This is a genomic window from Tissierella sp. (assembly GCF_031460495.1).
Taxonomy (GTDB): domain Bacteria; phylum Bacillota; class Clostridia; order Tissierellales; family Tissierellaceae; genus JAVKTS01.
Map to the genome: position 1 here is coordinate 446,276 of NZ_JAVKTS010000001.1, position 20,946 is coordinate 467,221.

Here is a 20,946-nt window from a genome sequence, read left to right on the forward strand (position 1 = left end):
TCTAAGGGCTTTTTTAGTATCCGAATGAGGAGTGAAGCATATTTACATTGCCTGTAGTTTCAAATTTCACATTAGAAATAAAATTCTTAGTTTCTTTATCGAAGCTATACTCAGTAAATTTTAAGCTTGCAGTACCTGTTTGAATTGTACTTACATAAAAATCATCATCTGATGTATATACATGGAATTTAATGGTACCTAGTTGAACATAGTCATCAAATAGTACATAGTCCTTATCCACACCTTCAACTAAAAGCTTCCAATTCTGTCCATCATCCCACATGATTTCACCCTTAGAATCTTTCTCTGCTGCAGTATATAGTGAAATAGTTTCTTCAGTACCATCTCCATCTATATCAAATATATAGGAGTCAAGTAAAGAAAGTTTGGCAACATCAACTTTGTTAGTTGCTTCAATAATAGTACCTTTTGGTTCTGACTCTAACTCTTCATCGCTAGGATCTTCCTGAGGATTTTCTTGACCTATTACATCTACAGGACTCTCTGGTTCATTAACTTTCTCCTTTGGTGTACAAGCAACTGCAACTGATAGAATTAACATAACTACTAAAAATAAGCTAAATTTCTTAATTGAATTTTTCATTTTATCACCATCCCTATTATTATAATACCATATTATTTATAGATAAAGAATTACGAATTTATTACAATAAAAGGGATAATATTAAATAGTATATTAATAATATGAAAATTGGGTAAGAAGAAGGATAGACTTAAGTTAAGGAGGATGTATATATGGATTGCAACTGTTTTAAAAGAGAAGGTAAAAATTGCATAGAAATAGTGCCAATCTTTAGTAGCCTAACTTATGATGAGATGATGGAAGTTGCCAGAATAACAAGAGAAAAGATTTTTGAAAAAGGCGAAATGCTATATATGGCAGGAGATAAGGGAGAAAAGCTCTTTGTAATTCACTCTGGAAGAGTAAAGATTACACGCTTTACAGATTCAGGGAAAGAACAAGTAATTAGGGTATTAGGACCTGGCGAGTTTATGGGAGAACTATCTCTATTTAGTCCATTACCTCTAACTGATAATGGTCAGGCTCTGTCAAAAACTGTAGCATGTATGATTGATGGAGGAAAGTTAAAAGAGTTAATGAAAAAATATCCGTCTATAGCATTTAAGGTCATGGAAGAGTTAAGCCAAAGATTGGATACAGCAGAAAATCAAATTGAAAATATTAGTCTACATGGAGTCGAAAAAAGGCTGGCAGAAGCTTTAATCAGAATGGCAAATGAAAGAGGAGAAATAACTCTGAAGATGAGTAAGGGAGATTTAGCTTCCTATATGGGTATGAGTCAGGAGACTTTAAGTAGAAAGTTAACAGCTTTTCAAGACATGGGAATTATAAAATTAATTGGCCATAGAAGAATAGTACTATTAGATATTGATGCACTAGAAGAAATAGAATAAAAAAACTTATGAAATACTCAAGATGAGAGGGATAATATGTGTACAGCTATTAAAATAAATTATGAAGATGCTTGTGTCATGGGAAGGACAATGGATTATGAAATTCCATTGAAATATAATGCAATCTATCTACCAAGAAAATACAATTTTTGTAATGATCTAATGGGAAATCCATTGTACTCAAAGTATAAGTCTTTGGGTATGTGCTTTGAAAATAGAATTCCACTGAAAGATGGGGTAAATGAATATGGATTAATAGGAATTACCAATGCTTTTTCGGGATTTAACCTTTACGCTAATGAAGTGAAAGCAGGAAAGATTAACATATCTAGTTTGACTTATCTCACCTATGCACTTGCAAACTACAAATCCGTAGAGGAATTAATTGAAGATTTACCAAATATTCATATATCTACTAAAGATCATAGAGGAGAAAATGCAATATCACCAGATTTTCATTTTATGTTTACGGATTCTACTAAGAGATGTATTGTTGTTGAACCTAAAAGAAGAGAATTGATATGCTATGAAAATCCATATGATGTAATGACTAATTCACCGGGTTTCGAATCTCATGTTAATAAGTTAAATAAGCTTATTGACTTAGATAAACTTAGTGATTTCAACTCCTCAAAGAATTTACCAGGAGGCTATGATCCTAATTCTAGGTTTATTAAAGCTTTTTACTTAACTAAAATGAATATAGAGTCCAAGGATTATAAGGAAGCCCTTTCTAATTCCTACAATATCTTGGCTGCAATGACTATGCCAAATGGATTTGTTAGAAATAAAAAGTATAATCAGACCACCTATACTAGATATATTTGCTCTTATGATACAAATAATAAACTATTAACTGTAAAATCTAATACAAATCCAAGGGTTTATCAATTGGGATTTGAAGATATAGAGGATGAGAATAAAAGACAAGATTTCTTCTTAGACTCAGATTTTATAGTAGAAAAGTTAAAATAATAACCTAAGTGTTAGAATCATAGGTAATAGGAAATGAAGTTAGCTAATGTATATAAGTAAAAAAGTGCGAACTGAGGATTATTAATATTTTATACGATGGGGGTATTTATTTTATGGTATGTATGATGTGTGAAAACCAAAAGAACATTGTGGCAGATCCTTACTTTATTATGGAACTTGAAACGGGATATGTAATTTTGGGATGGTATCAAAGGTTCAAAGGGTATACTCTCTTCAGTTGCAAAGAACATGGTCCGGAATTGCATAATTTAGAACATGATTTTAAAGTTAAATTCCTTGAAGAAATGTCTTTAGTCGCTGAGGCTGTTTTTAATGTATTTAAGCCAGACAAAATGAATTATGAACTACTTGGAAACGGGTGCCCTCATATTCACTGGCATTTATATCCGAGGGTAAAAGGAGATACTCCTATCAAAAGTTCGGTTTATCAATTACCAAATAGTGTACTATTTGACGAATCTACTAGACCAAATGAAGAACAGAGAAAAGAGTTGATTGAAAAGATTAGAACTGAAATTGTGCATCTACGTTCAAAATAAGCATTAAGCAAAGTAATTGTGTGTACGTTATATTTTATTTTTAGCGTCGTAACGGTAGATAAATGTGGAACTAATCTAAAGGAAGTGGTTGGCGTGAAAGTATATAGTTGGAAGAGACTTATTATTACATTAATATTTTTTATAATAGCGATTAAAGATTTAATGGCAGGAGATTCGTTAGCTATTGCTTATATTCCATTGTGGATTTATATTTTGATTAGAGGTCTATGGGCTTCACTTAATGAAGATGGTTTTACCAAAGACAAACTAAGTGAAGATATATACAAAAGGGTAGTTAGGGAACTATTTGGGAAATGGAGTTTTATTGGTCCTTGGGTAGGACTAATATTAATGATTTTTGCATTAATCTTGCTTAAGATTATGCCATCTCAAAAGTGGTTTCCAATCATTATTTCAATCATAGGTATACTGTATCAATTCGTATTTAGTAGATATGTGAATAAGGAGATAAAAAAAGAGAAAAAGAATTATTTTTTGTAATAATAGTTTAAAATTATTTAATTCGCATAATTTAAAAGATGTACATATCTTTTTATATAATTTTTGGGAGGTTAAACATGTTTTCAGATGTAGAATTAAAATTGAAAAGGAAAAATCAAATTTTGTTTACTCGTGAAAGCCAATGTTTACAGAACTTGATAGAATTGATACAATTACAAAATCATCGTACAATTGTAATGTGGGCATTGGATTGTGCAAAGCTGCCCTTAGGGCAATTTGAGTCAAAATATCAGAGTGAAAGCAGACCAAGAACCTGCATAGAACTTTGTGAATCTTGGGCAAGGGGTAAAATTAAAATGCCTATAGCCAAACAAGCAATTTTGGATTCACATGCAGTTGCAAAAGAAATTAATGATGCTGAATATGGTGCTCTATGCCATGCAATTGGCCATGCTTGGGCTACCGTGCATGTAGAAACACATGCCATGGGGTTGCCTATGTACGAGTTAACTGCATTAGTTTTAAAATATGGAAAAGATAACTTCCAAAAACCAGTTAGCGAAAAGATTAGCTATTATAAGGACCGTCTTCTATATTGGCAAGAAAGTAAAGATAAACTTAAATTGGATTGGGCTGATTTTTTATTAGATGATAGCAAACCTAACAAGGAAAGACTATTGTATGAAAAAAGAAAGTTAAAACATCAAAAGATGTAGCAGTAAGCTTTACTTCTCAATAGTTATTCATTATATAATAAGGAGGTTTGCAATGAAAAGGGTATTGATGTTAACAGTGGGACTGGTTCTATTAGTTTTTCTAGTAGTTTGCAGCAGTGAATCGGAGAAGAATATTTATGATGTATATACATTTGATGAAGTAAGCTATTTATCACCATTATCATCCTCAACCAAAGACTATGTAAATAGCCAAATGGAAGAAACAATATATGCTATTAAGGAGGATTTGTTCAAAATTGAATCTACAGAATATACCGTAGAATTCACTTCTCCTAAATATGTTAAAGAAGAAATTTCTAAGGAATCATCTTTATTATCGGATGTTTACACCTTTATTGGTAGTGATGTTGATTATCAGTATAGCATTTATGATAATGATGGAAACAAAAGCAAGTGGAGATTGTATGTTTCATCAGATAGCCTATGGATTGCTACATATAATGATAGTACCGCAAATGGTTCAGAAGTAATTATGTATATATATAGATTGTCAAAGTAATTTACATCATTGTCAAAATAAGCATCAGTTGTTTTAGATATTAGTAGTCTGAAATACATATAGATTGGGGTAATGTAATGGAGTATATGGGGGATAAAGAATACTGGGATAATAAATTTGCTATAAGAAGTGATAATCCTTTAAGTCCAGAAAAGTCAATAGTTGACAATGTAGAGTACTTTAAAAAAGGAAGCTTTCTTGATATAGCATGTGGTGATGGCAGGAATACTTTATTTTTACTTAATGAAGGTTTTAATGTTACAGGAGTAGACTTTAGCGGTAAAGCACTGGAACGACTAAAGATGTTTGCAAAAAGAAACAGTTATTTAGTGAATACAAAAGAAATTGATTTAACAGTACCAAATTCTTTAAATAATATTGGAATTTATGATAATATATTAATTAATCATTATAGATTAAATAAACAGCAACTTAAAGATATTGAAAGTCACATAACTTCCGAAGGTGTTTTATTTGTTTGTGGTTTTGGAAATAAACATAAAGCTGATTCTAAAATTAAAAAGGAAGATTTAATCCAACCATCTGACTTTGAATATATAACAAAGTCTTTTGAATTAATTAAGTATACTGAAAATCAAGATGATAGAGGCTTTATTGTTACTTATATTTTTAGGAAAAGATAAAATTAAGATATACTCATAGATAATTATATTTTGTAGATTATGGCGTAATTTATTTGCAGCAGAAGGAGGAGTATAGTTTGAAGAGGAATGGAATATATATACTAATTGGAGCACTTGTATTATCCCAATTTTCCTTATTATTAAGGATCAATAGACTGGAAAGTCAAACAGAATATACAAAAAATCAAATTAACAATTTAAGTAATGACCTTAGAAATGATATGAATGCAATCTATTCAAATGTTGATGATATGCTAAATAGAAAAGAAAGCCTTATTGAAATTAGTACTACTGAGATAGGAACTGTTAATAGAGATAATCTAACGGTGCCCATTACTTTTACTCTTACACCTAAAGAAGTTAGTGAAAATACAATGGTTAGCCTTGATTTCAATGGTGAGTTATTACCTATGAATAAAGCTGGTACTAGTTTTACTACTACTGTTGACCGTAGTATTTTTTCTGATGCATTACCTAATATTGTAATTGATGAAAAAGGTGTTAAAAAAACTATGGACGGGAAGCAAATTGGTATTATAGATATTAAGAATGAAATTTTCCCCAATATGTTTCCACGACTCCTTGGTCAAGCAAGCTATAGTGGTGGTACATATTCTAGGAGTGGAAATCTAAGTGTAGATACTAAAGAATCAAGTAAGGATATTAAGTTTACTAAGATAAGATTAGTTATTAAACTAGATGACAAGACAATCTCTGAAGAAGATATACCAAATGAAGTATTTGATTCTGGTTATGAAATAAATAAGAAGATCCCTCTAGGTGATGGTGAGGTATGTACTATGATAGTAATTGCAACAGATAATATAGGACTTGAACATCACTACACTGTAGACACTTGGATAGGGGGGTCTAAAATGCAAAGAGAACCATGGTTTGAGGATGAATATATATACTCTTCTGATGGCAAGTTGCTTTGGGAACCTGAATATACAAAATCGTATTAATAATGTAGCAAGGAAAATTAAACTCTGAAACAATGGTGGATTTTGTGGGTATTTGCGTCACAAGAAATATTTATAAGCAATACTATAAATAAGAATTTGAAAAGGAGACAGGATATGTTAGAGTTTAAATATGATATACAGTTATTGGTTGAAGGAGAGAACCTTGATGAAGATGTAATCAATGATTATTTTACAAATAATTTTAAAGGGGATTGCTTGCTGGCTGTTGGAGATAATAATTTGATTAAAATTCATTTCCATACAAATGAGCCTTGGAAGGTTCTTGAATACTGTTCTTCATTAGGAGAGATTTATGATGTTGTTATAGAGGATATGGAAAGACAATCAAGAGGTTTGCAAGGTTAAATTCCAATTTGTAGGGATGATTAAACGAATATAATTTCGAGTCTTAGTTATTATGTGTTTTTTATTAAATAAGTCGTTGTAGTTACCCAATGTAGTAGGATGCAATATCTATCTACCCTAATATTGTAAAATAGTAGACCTTAAGAGAAGGTATTCATATAATATAGTTATAGGAAAAATTTTGCTTCAGTATATATATAATATTGAGATTTATATAAGGGGGTTGAATGTATGAAGATTTTGTTTTGGCCTTTTACATTAGCGTGGAAATTAACTGAAAGCATGATAAAGCTTACAGGTAGATTAGTGGCAGTAGTCCTAGGACTTATAGTTTTAGGTGTTGGTATTATGTTAAGTATAACTATTATTGGAGCAATTATAGGAATACCACTTATTCTAATAGGAGTTTCTTTGATAATAAGAGGGATTTTCTGATATTCATTTACATCAAGAGTAGGGAGTACTATAATTTAAATAAGAAAAGTGATGAATTTATCAATATTCATCACTTTGATTTTGTTTTTTTGCTATTTTATATACTTTGCTTCTAATTCCTCTAAAAGTGCAAGATACTTATCTTGTAGTCCAGCTTCAACGGCCATATCTTCTATTTTTTTACATTCATCTTCGATAAAAGATTTGCTGGTATCATTTAATGCATTTTCAGCAAATTTGTACATTGCCGTATTTTCCTTTTCTATATGCCTATCTAGCAAATCTGTATAACAGATTGCATTTGCTATGATATCAAGTCTTGCTTCATCATCACCAGTTTTAAGCTTCTCAAAGGCCTTTTCAAGATTAGTCATATAAAGTCTGCCATTATCATGCTCAATATACATACCAGTAATAGCCCCGGACTTTGCAAGCTTTTCAATTTCATTATTCATAGTAACAAATAAAATATCTTCTTCTTTACCATGATGATGTTTATCAGCATAAGTTCTTACGAAGTCAATAATCTTGGGTAAGTCATTTAAATCATAGTCTGATTTAGTCATTACTCTATAACAATAATTTCTTACTACTTTTAACATTCTCCTAATATTAGTATGCTCTTCTACCATTATTCTAATTGATTCCAATTTTCCCACCTCACTGTGTATTTTGTCATCTATATTTTACCCAGACATAAATATTTATAACTTTATTATAAGGATTTGTTAATATTATGACGACCTGGGTATAAGTAGTAAGGAAAGAAAAAAGGAGGAATAGTATGCAATTTATTATTTTATTTATTGGATTAATAGCTTATGTAGTCATTGACAAAGCTATAAAGAACAAGCAGAAAAAGAAAGATGATGACAATGTATATGAGATTAATCCTAAAGCAAAGAAAAAGTTTAATTTCGGGATAAATACCAAGCTTATATGGACTACAATCATTGGCATTTTAGTCATAGTAGCTTTATTAACCAGTTTTTATACTGTAGATCAAACTGAATATGCCGTACTCACTACATTTGGAAAACCAAGTACAGATATAATTGGATCAGGACTTAAATTCAAATTACCTTTTCCTATTCAAAATGTACATAAGTTGTCAAAGGAAACATTTTCATTAACATTAGGCTATAAAGAAGTAGGTAGTGATATAGTAACAAACGAATCTGAATCTAAGATGATAACAGGAGATGAAAATATTATATTAGCTGACTTGGAAGTCCAATGGAAAATTGTGGACCCTATAGCATTCCTGTATAACACTAACAATCCAGAAACTATTTTATATAATGCCACTTCTTCATCTCTAAGAAATGTAATAGGTAGTTCTACAGTTGATGATGCACTTACAGATGGAAGAACAAAAATAATAAATGATATAAGGGAAAATCTCATTGAATTGAGTAACAACTATGAGCTAGGTGTATCAATAATAAATGTAAACCTACAAGATGTGGACTTGCCTACAAATGAAGTAGATGCTGCATTTAAGTCAGTTACAGATGCTAGGGAAGAAAGAATTACAAAGATTAATGAGGCGACAAAATATAGGAATGAAAAGATAAATCAAGTAGAAGGTGAACAAGCTGCTATATTAAGTAGGGCAGAAGGGGAAAAAATCAGTACAATTGAAAAGGCTAAAGGTGATGTAGCAAAATTCAATGCTATTTATTCAGAGTATAAGATGAACCCTGAAATAACCAGATATAGACTAACCATTCAAGCATTAGAACTAGCTTATAAAGATGCTAATCTAATAATTGTAGATGATAGCGGAGATACAGTAAGATATTTACCTGTAGATAGCTTTTTGAAAAAGGGGGCAAATTAAATGGAAAATGAAAATTCACGAACTAAGGGACCTAATAATATAGTAAAGAAAGTTCTTTATGTTTATTTGCCTATATTACTAATTTTCATTACACTACTAAGCAATATCTTTGTAATAAAGCCAAATGAATACGGTATTATAAAACAATTTGGACAGATAGTAAAAGTAATCGATAGCGATGGACTGAAAATGAAGATGCCTTTTATTCAATCAGTTTCCAAATTACCACGACATGTACTTTTTTATGATGTACCTGCTACGGAAATAAACACATTTGATAAAAAAAGAATACTTGTTGACTATTATACATTGTGGAAGATAACCGATCCTATACAAATGTTAGAAACATTAAAAACAATAGATGGCGCAGAGGCAAGACTAAGCGATATTATGTATTCTAGTGTTAGAAATGAGCTTGGAAAATTGGAATACGGTGCAATAATCAATCCAGCAGATAATAATAGGGGTAGTATAGATTTAGTAGTGCAACAAAATATTAATGAGACACTTAAAAGCAATTCAAATGGAATTGAAATAGTAGATATTCAAATGAAGAGAATTGATTTACCAGAAAGTAATGAGCAATCTGTATATAAAAGAATGATTTCTGAGAGAGCAAGTAAAGCTCAAGAATATTTATCTCAAGGTGATTCAGAGAAAACTAAAATCATGGCAAATGCAGATAGAGAAGTAGCTGAATTAATAGCAAAAACTAATTCGCAGGCTCAAGAGATAATAGGGGAAGGGGAAAAAGAAGCAGCTAAGACTTATAATGATTCATACGGCCAAGATCCTGAATTCTTCAAGCTGTATACTACATTAAATTCTTATAAGACTTCAATAGATAATGAAACAGTTATTATGATTCCTATTAGTTCACCATATATTAAATATTTAATGGGAGAATAATCATAAGTGGGAATTATTTCAAAGGGATTGGGTATTAATTATATAATAGATAAAATTAATAAGGAGGTAATAAGATGAGTTTTAAAATAACAGATAAGGTAACATGGGTAGGTAAGATTGACTGGGAGCTAAGGCGCTTTCATGGTGATGAATATTCAACAGACAGAGGTTCATCTTATAATTCATACTTGATAAAAGACGAAAAAAATGTACTTATAGACACTGTATGGACTCCCTTTGCAGATGAGTTTATTGCAAATCTAAAAAAAGAAATTGACCTAAACAAGATTGACTATATAATAGCGCAACATGGAGAAGTAGACCATAGTGGAACACTACCATTACTTATGAAGGAGATACCAAATACTCCAATTTACTGTACAGCTAATGGAGCTAAAATACTAAAAGCACATTATCATGAAGATTGGAACTTTGTAGAAGTAAAGACTGGTGATACTCTGAATATTGGGGAATCAACACTAACATTTGTAGAAGCAAGAATGTTACACTGGCCAGACAGTATGATGACTTACATGAGTGGAGACAGTATCTTATTTAGCAATGATGCCTTTGGTCAACATTATGCATCAGACTTAATGTATAATGACCTAGTAGACCAAGGAGAACTATTCCAAGAGGCTATAAAATACTACGCAAATATACTTACTCCATTTAGTCCGTTGGTTACAAATAAAATCAAAGAAGTATTGAGTTTCAATTTACCATTAAATATGATAGCTACATCTCATGGAGTTATTTGGAGAGATAATCCAGCGCAAATAGTACACAAATATTTAGAGTGGGCAGATGCTTATCAAGAAAATCAAATTACAATAGTATATGACACTATGTGGAATGCAACAAGAAAAATGGCAGAAGCTATTGCAGAAGGAATTAGATCTGTAGATAATACAGTAACTGTTAAGCTATTTAATGCAGCTCATACAGATAAGAATGATGTTATAACGGAACTATTTAAAGCTAAAGCCATATTGTTTGGATCATCTACAGTTAACAAAGGTATTATGAATGCAACTGGTGGAATTCTTGAAATGATAAAAGGTATTGGGTTTAAGAATAAAAAAGCTGCAGCTTTTGGATCCTATGGTTGGTCTGGTGAATCTGTTGGAGTATTAGAAGAATCATTAAAAGCAGCAAAACTTGAAGTAATAGAAGGTGGAGCAAAAGAACTTTGGAATCCTGATACTCAAGCATTGGAAAGATGTAAGGAATTTGGAAAGAGTTTTGCAGAAAAACTATAGAAGATAAATAATCATGTATAGGGGCAGGTTTCTCCTTCCAATAAGATTGGAAAGAGAAACCTGCCCTTTCTTATTCTATCCGAAATTGCGGAAAACAGTTTGTCAAATGGGAAAATACAGGGTCTAAAATTCAGTAGAAATTATAGAAACATTAAGAATTAGTCATATATATTTTGGCATACTTATTGCTTATATAATAAGTAAAATCATTTTGTAGAGGGGATGTGTTTAAATGAGCAATTATATGTTTTCAGGATGTGATACTTTTAAGCTAGCAAAAAAATATGGGACACCTTTATATATAATGTCTGAAGATTATATTAAGGAAAGATGTAAGGAGATTAGAGAGGACTTTATAGAAAGATACCCTAATACAAGAGCTGTATATGCAAGCAAGGCATTTCTAACTAAGGAAATGGCTAGGATTATTAAAAGAGAAGGCATTGGAATGGATGTAGTATCTGGTGGAGAACTTTATACTGCAATTCAAGCTGATTTTCCCATGGAAGATATAATTTTTCATGGAAATAACAAGACTTCTGATGAAATAGAATTAGCAATTGAAAACAATGTAGGAAGAATAGTGGTTGATAACCTTAGAGAGCTTGATTTAATTGAAGAAATAGGAAGAAAATATAATAAAAAGACATATATATTATTTAGGATTAGTCCTGGAATAGAAAGTGATACCCACAAATATATTCAAACAGGTCAGGTTGATACTAAATTTGGTATACCATTGGATAATAGAACAATTAGTGAAGCCATGGAAAAGGTAATGAGCTTAGAATTTGTTGAATTACTAGGATTTCATTTTCATATAGGATCTCAAATTTCTGATAATAAAAATCATATTAAGTCAATTGACATAATGACAAAATTAATGAAAAAGGTAAAGGATGAGTACGGCTTTGTTACTAAGGAATTAAATACTGGTGGAGGATATGGTATACATTATTCCCAGGATGATAAGAGAAAGCCTTTAGCTTATTTTACAGATTCCATAATGGAAGAAGTTGAAGAAAAGTGCAAGGAATACGACTTAGAAAGTCCCTTGGTCATTATAGAACCTGGGAGATGGTTAGTAGGGGAGGCAGGGATTACTGTTTATACAATAGGAACTATTAAAGAAATTCCGGGAATACGGACTTATGTTTCAGTAGATGGTGGCATGCCTGATAATCCAAGGCCTAGCCTATATGAAGCTAAGTACGAAGGGATTATAGTGAACAAAGCAGATCAAGATTTAACTAAGACAGTAACCATAGCAGGTAAATGTTGTGAATCTGGTGATATTTTAATCTGGGATCTGAAGGTTCCAGAGATAGAGACTGGAGATATGTTGGCTGTATTATCAACAGGGGCCTATAATTATTCTATGTCAAGTAATTACAACAGAATTCTAAGACCACCTGTGGTGATGTTATCTGAAGGCCAAGATAGATTAATAGTAAAAAGAGAAACTTATGATGATTTACTAAGGAATGATGTATAGTATATAATAGAGTTAATATATTTTGGAGGAATCAAGGAATGGAATTAATATTGAGAGATACATTAGTTGAGATTAATCTTGATAATATAGTTTTCAATATTAAAAGCATTAGGAAAATGCTAGGTGATGATGTAGCCATAGCGGCAGTAGTTAAAGCTAACGGATATGGACATGGGGCAGTTGGAATAGCTCAAACCCTCATGGAAAATGGAGCAGACTATTTAGCCGTAGCAACTCTTAGTGAGGCTATAGATTTGAGAAAGAGTTTTAAAGACTATAAAATATTTATTATGGGACACACTCCAGACGAATATTTAGAACATGTTGTTAAAAATCATATAGTGCAGACAATATTTTCATATAAACAGGCTAAAATCTTAAATGAATTAGGTATAAAACACAGTAAAAAGCCTGTAGTCCATATAAAATATGATACAGGATTTAATAGACTTGGGTTTAAGGATTGTGAAGATAGTCTGGATGAAATAGAAAAGATTTGTAGACTAAGTAACATCAATGTAGAAGGAATCTTCTCCCATCTTGCACTGGCTGGTAAGGAAGAAGATAAGTTACAGTACAATAGATTCATGACTGCCATAGAAAAGCTAGAAAAAAGACGAATTGTATTTAAATACAAACATATAGAGGATAGTATATCAGCAGTTGATTATCCAGAATATAGAATGAATATGATTAGACCTGGTGCAATATTATATGGTATCAAGGGTTTTCATTATGGTACTTTAGATTTAAAACAAGCTCTGAGATTTAAGACAAAAATAGCTTATATAAAAAGACTCACTAAAGGTGAAGGTGTAAGCTATGATTACCTGTGGAAGGCTGAGAGAGATAGTGTAATAGGTACTCTTCCCTTTGGATATGCAGATGGCTACCCTAGAAATTTAAGAGACAAGGGATATGTTACAATTCATGGGAGGAAAGCACCCATAATAGGAATAATTTGTATGGATCAATGTATGGTTGACTTGACAGATATAGCAGAAGCAAAAGAGGGTGATGAGGTCATTATCTATGGCGATGGTTCAGATAATACATTAGACCTTCATACTGCGTCTCAATTAGCAGAAACAAACAAGAATGAAATAATCACAAGAATTTCTATGCGACCACCTAGAGTTTATATAAAAGATAATGAAATAGTAAATGTAATTAATTACATTGGATAAGGAGACTAAAATGAATATCAAAAAAAGAGTCGATGAATTGTTTCATGAACTTGTAGACATAAGAAGGGATTTCCATATGCATCCAGAGCTTAGTGAAAATGAAGAGAGAACATCTAATAAGATCTGCGAATATCTAAGCAAATGGGGTATTGAATATAAACAAGGTATTGCAAATACAGGAGTTGTAGCCATAATCCGAGGCAAAAATCAAGGGAAAACAGTTGCTGCAAGGGCAGATATAGATGCATTACCAATCATAGAGGAAAATGATATATCATTTAAATCAGTTAATAATGGAATAATGCATGCCTGTGGACATGATGTCCATACCACTATACACCTTGGAGTAGCAAGATTGTTTAAGGAAATGGAAGATGAACTTGAAGGGAATGTAAAAATATTTTTTCAACCTGCAGAGGAAACAATAGGTGGAGCAAAGAGAATGATTGAAGATAGATGCTTAAAGAATCCTGATGTTGACTATGCCCTATCATTGCATGTAATGCCCTATATGGATGTTGGTCATGTAGAGTTAAAATATGGGAAGATGAATGCAGCTACTAATGAGTTTAGTATAAAGATAAATGGTAAATCAAGTCATGCAGCTTATCCAGAGAAATCCGTTGATGCAATAGTCATATCTGGATATTTGATTACAGCCTTACAATCTTTTATAAGTAGAAATATTTCACCTCTAGAACCAGCAGTATTTACACTGGGACAAATACATGGAGGCATTAAGAATAACATAATAGCTTCAGAAGTTATTATGTCAGGTACATTGAGAACATTAGACCCAGAAACAAGGATATATGCTAAGAGTAGAATTAAAGAAATAGCAGAAAACACAGCAAAAGCACATGGGGCAAGTGCAATTGTTGAATTTGAGGAAGGATATCCTGCCCTAATAAATAATGATGAAGTCGTTGACGTACTTTATGAATCTGCAGAGAGAATATTAGGCAAGGATAATGTTCATTTTAAAGAATTCCCTAGTATGGGAGCAGATGATTTTTCTTTTTTCTGTAATGAAGTAAAAGGAGGATACTACAATTTAGGATGTGGCAATAAATCTAAGGGATGGACAGCAGCAATCCATAGTGACGAATTTATGGTTGATGAAGAATGTATTAAAATAGGAGTTATTTTACAAACAGAAACCCTAATTCAATTACTTAAAAAATAATTTATTAATGTAATTAAGGAGGTAGTAAAATGAAGGTATATATTAGTGTAGATATTGAAGGTATAACTGGGGTCACCAACTGGAATGAAACAGAACTAGGCCACAGTGAATATGCTTGGGCAGCTGAGCAGATGACAAAGGAAACTATAGCAGCATGTGAAGCAGCAATAGAGATGGGTGCAAAAGAAATAGTCATAAAGGATGCCCATGATTCAGCAAGAAATATTGATATTAATAGACTTCCAAAAGAATCAATCATAATAAGGGGATGGACTTCTTCGCCAGAATCCATGATGGCAGGCATAGATGAAACTTGTGATGCCACAATTTTCATTGGATATCATTCAGCTGCAGGCCAAAATGGAAATCCACTAGCTCATACTATGGATTCTACAAAACTAACATATACTAAAATAAATGGCAAACTAGCATCTGAATTTACAATGAATGCCTTGATATCAGCATACTATGGAGTACCAGTAGTATTTTTATCTGGGGATAAAATGCTTTGTGAGGATACAAGGGAGTTAGTTCCAAATATTGAAACTGTTGCAGTAAAATGGGGAGAAGGTGGGGCTACATTTAATACGCAACCAGATTATGCATGTGAATGCATAAAGAATGGAGTAAAGGAAGGGCTTAGAAAAATCAAGGAATGCAAGATAGAATCGCCAAAGGAATTAATATTAGAAATCAGATTTAGGGAACATCAAGATGCAAATAGAGCAAGATATTATCCCGGAGTTAAGCTTATAGACGATCATACAGTAGAGTATGTAGCGAAGGATATCCAAGATTTGATGACAGCAAGGATGTTTATACAATAATATTCCATTTAATAGGACTACCTTAATAGACACCAAAATGATACAATATAGTATAATACATTTCTAAAGGGTGATTATATGTCTTTCAATTCAGAGTCTTATGTGAAAATGTTTACTGACATGATGTCTGAAGGTTTTATTGTAATAGATAGGGAAGGAAAAATACAAGTTTATAATGATAAAGCTAAAGAAATATTTGGCATAAGAGATGATCAGCAAATTAACCAGGAAAAAGGGAAAATTAGTAATGGAGATATAGTCATTATTGCAGATAATTCCATAGGTCAAGATGATGGGAAAATGGATTCTAATTCTTTAAAAGTACTAGGTATTAAGGATAAGGATATAGACATAGGAGATTCACTAATTGCCATCGGTATGTTTAATAAAAAATCAGTAGATGAACCTGTATTCAAGCTTCTAAAAAAAGGGCACAATGAAGAATTTTTGAGATTAGAAACTACATTTTTAGGAATTGATATAGAAGTAGAAATAGATTTTGCAAGTAAGATTATATCCATCAAGGTAAGAGATGAAGAGTACATCATGAATTACATCAATGCAATAGGGCATATGGTAATTTTAGATAAGGATACAAAGATGATGAAGTTTTACCAATCCCAGGGATATACAGCTAGGGGAGAGAGTATTAACGATATATTAAAGGGCAGCCAATATAGAGCCAAGGGAAAAGATACTGAGAATCTAGATGTAATTGGTAGAAATATTTTTGAAATTCATAAATCTGATTCAATTATTCAGCAATTTTATGAAGCTGCTAAGGGAAAGGATATTTCTTACATAGATGAGTTTGAAGAAATAAATGGATTCCCAACTATGTGTACCCTTTTACATGTAGAAGATAAAGGGCAAAGAATAGGAGCTGCTTTAAAAGTAGAAGATATTTCTCAAATAAAAACAGTTATAGCTGAAAGGGATAATGCTATTAAGGAGCTTGAAAAAGCAGCAGAGCAGCTATTAGAGGGAGAAATATTAAACAAGACTTTTCCAAGCTTTGTTGGAAACAGTCAACAAATAGAGCATGTAAAGAAAATGGCTTTGAAAGCATCTAAAACTAATTCAAATGTATTGATATTAGGAGAAAGTGGAACAGGAAAAACCATATTGGCTAAAGCGATCCATGAAAATAGCAAGCTTAAGGATAAGCCTTTTATACATGTAAATTGTGGTGCAATACCTGAAAATTTATTGGAGTCCGAGTTGTTTGGATATGAAAAAGGTGCATTTACTGGAGCTAGAAATGATGGAAAGAAAGGCTTCTTTGAAATTGCTAATGGAGGAACCATATTTTTAGATGAAATTGGTGATATTTCTCAGAACTTACAGGTTAAGTTATTGCAAATAATTCAAGAAAAGAGTTTTTATAGAGTAGGTGGAACAGAAAAAGTTACAGTAAATATTCGCATTATTGCTGCCACTAATAAAAATTTAGAAGAAGAAATGATAAAGGGTAATTTTAGAGAGGACTTATATTATAGAATCAATGTATTTCCCATCTGGATACCACCATTAAGGGAAAGAAAGCAAGATATAAATTTATTGATAGAACTTCTATTACCTAGAATATGTGAAGAAATAGGCTGTGAAAATAAGAGAATTTCCTCTGAGGCAATTAATTTAATATTAAAATATGATTGGCCTGGCAATATAAGAGAGTTAGAAAACATACTAGAAAGAGCAGTAAACTTAGCTGAAGGAAATAATATAATTTCTAAGCATATAACCTTAAAAATAGATAGACACAAAAGTATGGACCATAGCATTTTACCTTTAAGACAATTCTTAGAAGAACAAGAGAAAATAGCAATTGAAAATACATTATCTTTCTATGGCGGAGATAAGAAGAAGGCAATAGAGGCTTTAAATATAAGCAAAACAACTTTTTATGAAAGGATAAAAAAATACAACATAGAGTAGCTTAAGTCAAAATTATGTTTATTAGCCTTAGACAATTAACCTTATTTGGTTTTTATAAGCTAATGATAAGATAGGGGGAAATATGAAAGAGAATAATATCCAATATGTTAAGTTAAGTAATGGTAAAATTATAAGACAAATAGAAGGACTTGTTTTATTAACTGATTTAGATGATAGCTTTATTATTGATTTAAAATATGCTACTGCTGATAACTTCTTTGAAAAGTGTTTTTATCCAGTAAAGGTATGTGCTATACGAAGAGAAACTGGGGAAAAGTTAGTAAAAGCCAACAATATATTCAAAGAAAAAGGCTATTCTATAAAAGTTTGGGATGCATATAGACCACTTAATATACAAAGAGCATTTTATGAAGCATATCCAAATACTCCTTTTGTGGCAAAGCCACCTGATAAACCAATTACATCAGGTTTTCGTCCAAGGCACAATAACGGAATGGCAGTAGATATAACATTAGTAGATAAGGATGGCAAGGAACTTGAAATGCCTAGTGAGTTTGATGATTTTACAGAAAAAGCATCACCAACATATGAACATATGACTTTAGAAGCAAGAAAAAATGTAAATTTCCTCATGGAAGTTATGTTGGGTTTAGGATTTGAAATTCACCAAGGGGAATGGTGGCATTTTGTAGATAGTATAGAAACTCCTAATCCATATTTAGATATAGCTTTAGAAGAATTTTTATGATGCAGCAACAATTAGCCTTTTTCCTAAAATTCGGAAGCTGTCCGGATTTTGGAAAGAAGATTAAAAGTATTATAATATATAACAAAGAAGATATTATAATAACTTGAGATATATAGCTTGAATCATAGATGGATATATATTACCTAGATTACGAGAATTCGGAAAAACAAAATTGCACCGCTTAGAATAATCAGATTATTCTAATAAAATTGTATTATCTAAACTTTGCAAATATGCAATTCATTAAGTCTTATTGGAATTTTAGGATTAAAATCTTAAAATGGCATAATTCTTGCAATATTATATAAATAATGCAATCATAGCATGAATTTTGATAATCAATAAATATAATATAGTGAGCAAGTGTAATCTTGTTAAGGAGGTTGATAAATTTATTGCTTATGAAGAAAACTTCAAGTATTAAGAGTATGGTGTAAGCTTTGTAAAGAAAGCAATGAAATTTAAGAATGAAAATTGAGGGGGAGAAATATGAAAAGATTAGTAGCTTTAATGATGGCTATAATGATTATCTTGGTAGGTTGCTCAAAACCAACTACTACACCAGATGGTGATAAGCCAGGTAAGAAGGTAGAAGAAACTAAGCCACAAGAGTATTCAACTGTTTACTCAGGAGAAATTACTACTCTAAATTATTTAGTAACTGCAAGTGCAAATGAATTTGCCTTAGCTGCAAATATGGTTGATAACTTAATTGATTATGACAAATATGGGGTAGCAATACCTAGTTTAGCAACTGAATGGAGTAGTTCGGATGATGGATTAGTTTGGACTTTAAAAATCCGTCAAGGTGTAAAATGGCTTACTCATGAAGGTGAAGAATATGCAGAAGTTAAAGCTAAAGATTTTGTTGATTCTGCTAGATACTTATTAAACCCTGCTAATGAATCACAGACAGCAAATATATTCTACTCAGTAATAAAAAATGCAGAAGAATTCTATAATGGTGAAGTAACCGATTTTGAACAAGTAGGGGTAAAGGCAATTGATGATTATACACTAGAGTATACTCTAAAACAAAACACACCGTATTTCCTTTCTATGCTAAATTATGTTTGTTTCCTACCTGTTAATGGAGACTTCTTAGAAGAAGTTGGAGATAGTTTTGGAACGGATAATAGCTTTTTCTTATATAATGGTGCATATATAATGGAAACTTTTGAGCCGCAGACTAGAAGAATTCTAGTGAAGAATGATAAATATTGGGATAAAGACAATATATTCATAGACAAGATTAAGATGACCTATAATCAAGAGGCTGCAACACTATCACCAGAATTGTTTTTACGTGGGGAAATAGATTATGCTGATATATCTGCTTCATTAATTGAAGAATGGATGAAGGATCCAGCTAAAAAGGATTTAGTTAGACCAAATAGAACTAGTTTTTATACTTTTTTCTATGCCTTAAATTTTGATCCTCAATTTGATGCTGCATTTGAACCAGATAATTGGAAGATTGCTGTAAATAATCTTAATTTCCGTAAATCATTGTTCCATGGATTAGATAGAATATCTGCCATGACAACTTCAGAACCTTATAATCCAGCACAAAAACTGTCAAATACTATTACACCAAAGAGTTTTGTTGACTTAGATGGAGTAGACTACACTCAATTGGGAGGTCTAAAGGAATTCGCAAGCAATGATTCATTCAATGAAGCATTGGCAAAGGAATACAGAGATAAAGCTATGGAAGAATTAAAAGGAAAAGCAAGTTTCCCAATAATAGTATATATGCCATATAACTCTGGTGGAACTGAATTGGCAAACCGTGTTCAAGTAATAGAACAGCAAATGGAAAATTTACTTGGTAAGGATTATATAGACATTCAAATAGATGCGAAACCACCTACAAACTTCTTATCAGAAGTAAGGCGTTCAGGAAAATATGCATTCTTAGAATGCAACTGGGGTCCTGACTATGCAGACCCTGAAACATATACTGGTCCATTCGCACCTGGCGGAACTTATAACTTCCCAGAGAAAGTAGAAGGATATACTGAAGCTAATGGAGAAAAGACATATACAAATTTAGTAGATAAAGCTAATGCAGAAGTTTTAGACATTGACAAGCGCTATGAACTATTTGCTGAAGCAGAAGCATTTTTAATAGGAGAAGCATTTGTTATACCATATGCACTTGGCGGTGGAGGCTATGCAGCTTCTAGACTAAGTCCATTTGAATCACAGTATTCACCATTTGGAGTATCATCAGAAAGATACAAAGGACAAAAAATATTGGAAAAACCTATGAACTCAGAAGAATTCAAAGCATTACTTCCAATTTGGGAAGCAGAACGTACTGAAGCACTAAAGAAGAGTAAATAATACTATAGGACCTAAGGGTTGCTTTGTGGTAATCCTTAGGTCTAAATAATAAGATACTATAGCTTAATAAAAGTATTTAGACTAATACATAGTTCAAGGATATTTGATTTTTCTTGATTTTTCTTAATACTTAATATAGTTGACATAAAGAGAAGAGGGGG

Annotated in this window: 22 protein-coding genes; 20 read left to right on the forward strand and 2 right to left on the reverse strand. The window is 31.7% G+C overall.

The features are described from left to right. Positions 1-13: 13 nt before the first annotated feature. Positions 14-604 carry a hypothetical protein gene (locus tag RIN63_RS02080; RefSeq protein WP_310442994.1) on the reverse strand — a complete coding sequence of 197 codons (591 nt, stop codon included), beginning with the start codon at positions 602-604 and terminating at the stop codon, positions 14-16. A 152-nt stretch (positions 605-756) separates the two neighbouring features. Between RIN63_RS02080 and RIN63_RS02085 the strand changes: the two genes are divergently transcribed. The 10 genes from RIN63_RS02085 to RIN63_RS02130 all read left to right on the forward strand — a co-directional run bounded on the left by RIN63_RS02085 (position 757) and on the right by RIN63_RS02130 (position 7,080). Continuing rightward, positions 757-1,437 carry a Crp/Fnr family transcriptional regulator gene (locus RIN63_RS02085; RefSeq protein ID WP_310442995.1) on the forward strand — a complete coding sequence of 227 codons (681 nt, stop codon included), beginning with the start codon at positions 757-759 and terminating at the stop codon, positions 1,435-1,437. 36 nt (positions 1,438-1,473) lie between these two features. Beyond that, positions 1,474-2,412, forward strand: a complete 939-nt coding sequence (locus RIN63_RS02090; protein ID WP_310442996.1) for a linear amide C-N hydrolase — start codon at positions 1,474-1,476, stop codon at positions 2,410-2,412. Between the two features lie 113 nt (positions 2,413-2,525). Next, positions 2,526-2,972, forward strand: coding sequence for an HIT family protein (locus RIN63_RS02095; RefSeq protein WP_310442997.1), 447 nt, complete (start codon positions 2,526-2,528; stop codon positions 2,970-2,972). Positions 2,973-3,065: 93 nt separating this feature from the next. Continuing rightward, the gene (locus RIN63_RS02100) at positions 3,066-3,473 is read left to right on the forward strand and encodes a hypothetical protein (protein ID WP_310442998.1); all 408 of its coding nucleotides are present in this window, start codon (positions 3,066-3,068) and stop codon (positions 3,471-3,473) included. A 77-nt stretch (positions 3,474-3,550) separates the two neighbouring features. Continuing rightward, on the forward strand, positions 3,551-4,150 hold the full coding sequence (locus tag RIN63_RS02105) for a putative immunity protein (protein ID WP_310442999.1): 600 nt from the start codon (positions 3,551-3,553) through the stop codon (positions 4,148-4,150). 52 nt (positions 4,151-4,202) lie between these two features. Next, positions 4,203-4,670 (forward strand): hypothetical protein, encoded by a 468-nt coding sequence (locus tag RIN63_RS02110; RefSeq protein ID WP_310443000.1) that lies wholly within the window; start codon positions 4,203-4,205, stop codon positions 4,668-4,670. Between the two features lie 77 nt (positions 4,671-4,747). Further along, positions 4,748-5,314 (forward strand): methyltransferase domain-containing protein, encoded by a 567-nt coding sequence (locus RIN63_RS02115; RefSeq protein ID WP_310443001.1) that lies wholly within the window; start codon positions 4,748-4,750, stop codon positions 5,312-5,314. A 77-nt stretch (positions 5,315-5,391) separates the two neighbouring features. Beyond that, positions 5,392-6,279, forward strand: a complete 888-nt coding sequence (locus RIN63_RS02120; RefSeq protein ID WP_310443002.1) for a hypothetical protein — start codon at positions 5,392-5,394, stop codon at positions 6,277-6,279. A 114-nt stretch (positions 6,280-6,393) separates the two neighbouring features. Then, positions 6,394-6,645 (forward strand): kinase to dihydroxyacetone kinase, encoded by a 252-nt coding sequence (locus RIN63_RS02125; RefSeq protein WP_310443003.1) that lies wholly within the window; start codon positions 6,394-6,396, stop codon positions 6,643-6,645. A gap of 231 nt (positions 6,646-6,876) precedes the next feature. Beyond that, positions 6,877-7,080, forward strand: a complete 204-nt coding sequence (locus tag RIN63_RS02130) for a hypothetical protein (RefSeq protein WP_310443004.1) — start codon at positions 6,877-6,879, stop codon at positions 7,078-7,080. Positions 7,081-7,172: 92 nt separating this feature from the next. Here RIN63_RS02130 and RIN63_RS02135 read toward each other — a convergent pair whose 3' ends face one another. Continuing rightward, positions 7,173-7,730, reverse strand: a complete 558-nt coding sequence (locus RIN63_RS02135; RefSeq protein ID WP_310443005.1) for a hemerythrin domain-containing protein — start codon at positions 7,728-7,730, stop codon at positions 7,173-7,175. A 134-nt stretch (positions 7,731-7,864) separates the two neighbouring features. Here RIN63_RS02135 and hflK point away from each other — a divergent pair, with 134 nt between their 5' ends. From hflK to RIN63_RS02185, 10 genes are all read left to right on the forward strand, one after another. Beyond that, positions 7,865-8,923, forward strand: a complete 1,059-nt coding sequence (gene hflK, locus RIN63_RS02140; RefSeq protein ID WP_310443006.1) for an FtsH protease activity modulator HflK — start codon at positions 7,865-7,867, stop codon at positions 8,921-8,923. Next, positions 8,924-9,832, forward strand: a complete 909-nt coding sequence (locus RIN63_RS02145; RefSeq protein ID WP_310443007.1) for a protease modulator HflC — start codon at positions 8,924-8,926, stop codon at positions 9,830-9,832. Positions 9,833-9,906: 74 nt separating this feature from the next. After that, positions 9,907-11,094, forward strand: a complete 1,188-nt coding sequence (locus tag RIN63_RS02150; protein WP_310443008.1) for an anaerobic nitric oxide reductase flavorubredoxin — start codon at positions 9,907-9,909, stop codon at positions 11,092-11,094. Between the two features lie 232 nt (positions 11,095-11,326). Beyond that, complete coding sequence (gene lysA / locus RIN63_RS02155; protein WP_310443009.1) at positions 11,327-12,589, forward strand: diaminopimelate decarboxylase; 1,263 nt, start codon at positions 11,327-11,329, stop codon at positions 12,587-12,589. Between the two features lie 38 nt (positions 12,590-12,627). Beyond that, entirely contained in the window at positions 12,628-13,776 is a 1,149-nt protein-coding gene (gene alr, locus RIN63_RS02160; RefSeq protein ID WP_310443010.1) for an alanine racemase, read from the forward strand. Positions 13,777-13,786: 10 nt separating this feature from the next. Then, a complete protein-coding gene (locus RIN63_RS02165; RefSeq protein WP_310443011.1) occupies positions 13,787-14,962 on the forward strand; it encodes a M20 family metallopeptidase in 1,176 nt (391 codons plus the stop codon). A gap of 29 nt (positions 14,963-14,991) precedes the next feature. Then, on the forward strand, positions 14,992-15,789 hold the full coding sequence (locus RIN63_RS02170) for a M55 family metallopeptidase (protein WP_310443012.1): 798 nt from the start codon (positions 14,992-14,994) through the stop codon (positions 15,787-15,789). Positions 15,790-15,897: 108 nt separating this feature from the next. Continuing rightward, positions 15,898-17,727 (forward strand): sigma 54-interacting transcriptional regulator, encoded by a 1,830-nt coding sequence (locus RIN63_RS02175; protein ID WP_310443335.1) that lies wholly within the window; start codon positions 15,898-15,900, stop codon positions 17,725-17,727. Positions 17,728-17,809: 82 nt separating this feature from the next. After that, positions 17,810-18,436, forward strand: a complete 627-nt coding sequence (locus RIN63_RS02180) for a M15 family metallopeptidase (protein ID WP_310443013.1) — start codon at positions 17,810-17,812, stop codon at positions 18,434-18,436. Positions 18,437-18,925: 489 nt separating this feature from the next. Next, complete coding sequence (locus tag RIN63_RS02185; protein WP_310443014.1) at positions 18,926-20,785, forward strand: peptide ABC transporter substrate-binding protein; 1,860 nt, start codon at positions 18,926-18,928, stop codon at positions 20,783-20,785. The last annotated feature ends 161 nt before the right edge of the window (positions 20,786-20,946 follow it).

What these genes read in the sequence shown, in the direction of transcription:
- RIN63_RS02180 (WP_310443013.1), top strand. Translation starts at nt 17,810, where the DNA reads ATGAAAGAGAATAATATCCAATATGTTAAGTTAAGTAATGGTAAAATT.
- RIN63_RS02085 (WP_310442995.1), top strand. Translation starts at nt 757, where the DNA reads ATGGATTGCAACTGTTTTAAAAGAGAAGGTAAAAATTGCATAGAAATA.
- RIN63_RS02170 (WP_310443012.1), top strand. Translation starts at nt 14,992, where the DNA reads ATGAAGGTATATATTAGTGTAGATATTGAAGGTATAACTGGGGTCACC.
- RIN63_RS02105 (WP_310442999.1), top strand. Translation starts at nt 3,551, where the DNA reads ATGTTTTCAGATGTAGAATTAAAATTGAAAAGGAAAAATCAAATTTTG.
- hflK (WP_310443006.1), top strand. Translation starts at nt 7,865, where the DNA reads ATGCAATTTATTATTTTATTTATTGGATTAATAGCTTATGTAGTCATT.
- RIN63_RS02095 (WP_310442997.1), top strand. Translation starts at nt 2,526, where the DNA reads ATGGTATGTATGATGTGTGAAAACCAAAAGAACATTGTGGCAGATCCT.
- RIN63_RS02130 (WP_310443004.1), top strand. Translation starts at nt 6,877, where the DNA reads ATGAAGATTTTGTTTTGGCCTTTTACATTAGCGTGGAAATTAACTGAA.
- RIN63_RS02185 (WP_310443014.1), top strand. Translation starts at nt 18,926, where the DNA reads ATGAAAAGATTAGTAGCTTTAATGATGGCTATAATGATTATCTTGGTA.
- RIN63_RS02150 (WP_310443008.1), top strand. Translation starts at nt 9,907, where the DNA reads ATGAGTTTTAAAATAACAGATAAGGTAACATGGGTAGGTAAGATTGAC.
- RIN63_RS02165 (WP_310443011.1), top strand. Translation starts at nt 13,787, where the DNA reads ATGAATATCAAAAAAAGAGTCGATGAATTGTTTCATGAACTTGTAGAC.
- RIN63_RS02125 (WP_310443003.1), top strand. Translation starts at nt 6,394, where the DNA reads ATGTTAGAGTTTAAATATGATATACAGTTATTGGTTGAAGGAGAGAAC.
- RIN63_RS02145 (WP_310443007.1), top strand. Translation starts at nt 8,924, where the DNA reads ATGGAAAATGAAAATTCACGAACTAAGGGACCTAATAATATAGTAAAG.
- RIN63_RS02080 (WP_310442994.1), bottom strand. Translation starts at nt 604, where the DNA reads ATGAAAAATTCAATTAAGAAATTTAGCTTATTTTTAGTAGTTATGTTA.
- RIN63_RS02115 (WP_310443001.1), top strand. Translation starts at nt 4,748, where the DNA reads ATGGAGTATATGGGGGATAAAGAATACTGGGATAATAAATTTGCTATA.
- RIN63_RS02090 (WP_310442996.1), top strand. Translation starts at nt 1,474, where the DNA reads ATGTGTACAGCTATTAAAATAAATTATGAAGATGCTTGTGTCATGGGA.
- RIN63_RS02175 (WP_310443335.1), top strand. Translation starts at nt 15,898, where the DNA reads ATGTTTACTGACATGATGTCTGAAGGTTTTATTGTAATAGATAGGGAA.
- RIN63_RS02110 (WP_310443000.1), top strand. Translation starts at nt 4,203, where the DNA reads ATGAAAAGGGTATTGATGTTAACAGTGGGACTGGTTCTATTAGTTTTT.
- lysA (WP_310443009.1), top strand. Translation starts at nt 11,327, where the DNA reads ATGAGCAATTATATGTTTTCAGGATGTGATACTTTTAAGCTAGCAAAA.
- alr (WP_310443010.1), top strand. Translation starts at nt 12,628, where the DNA reads ATGGAATTAATATTGAGAGATACATTAGTTGAGATTAATCTTGATAAT.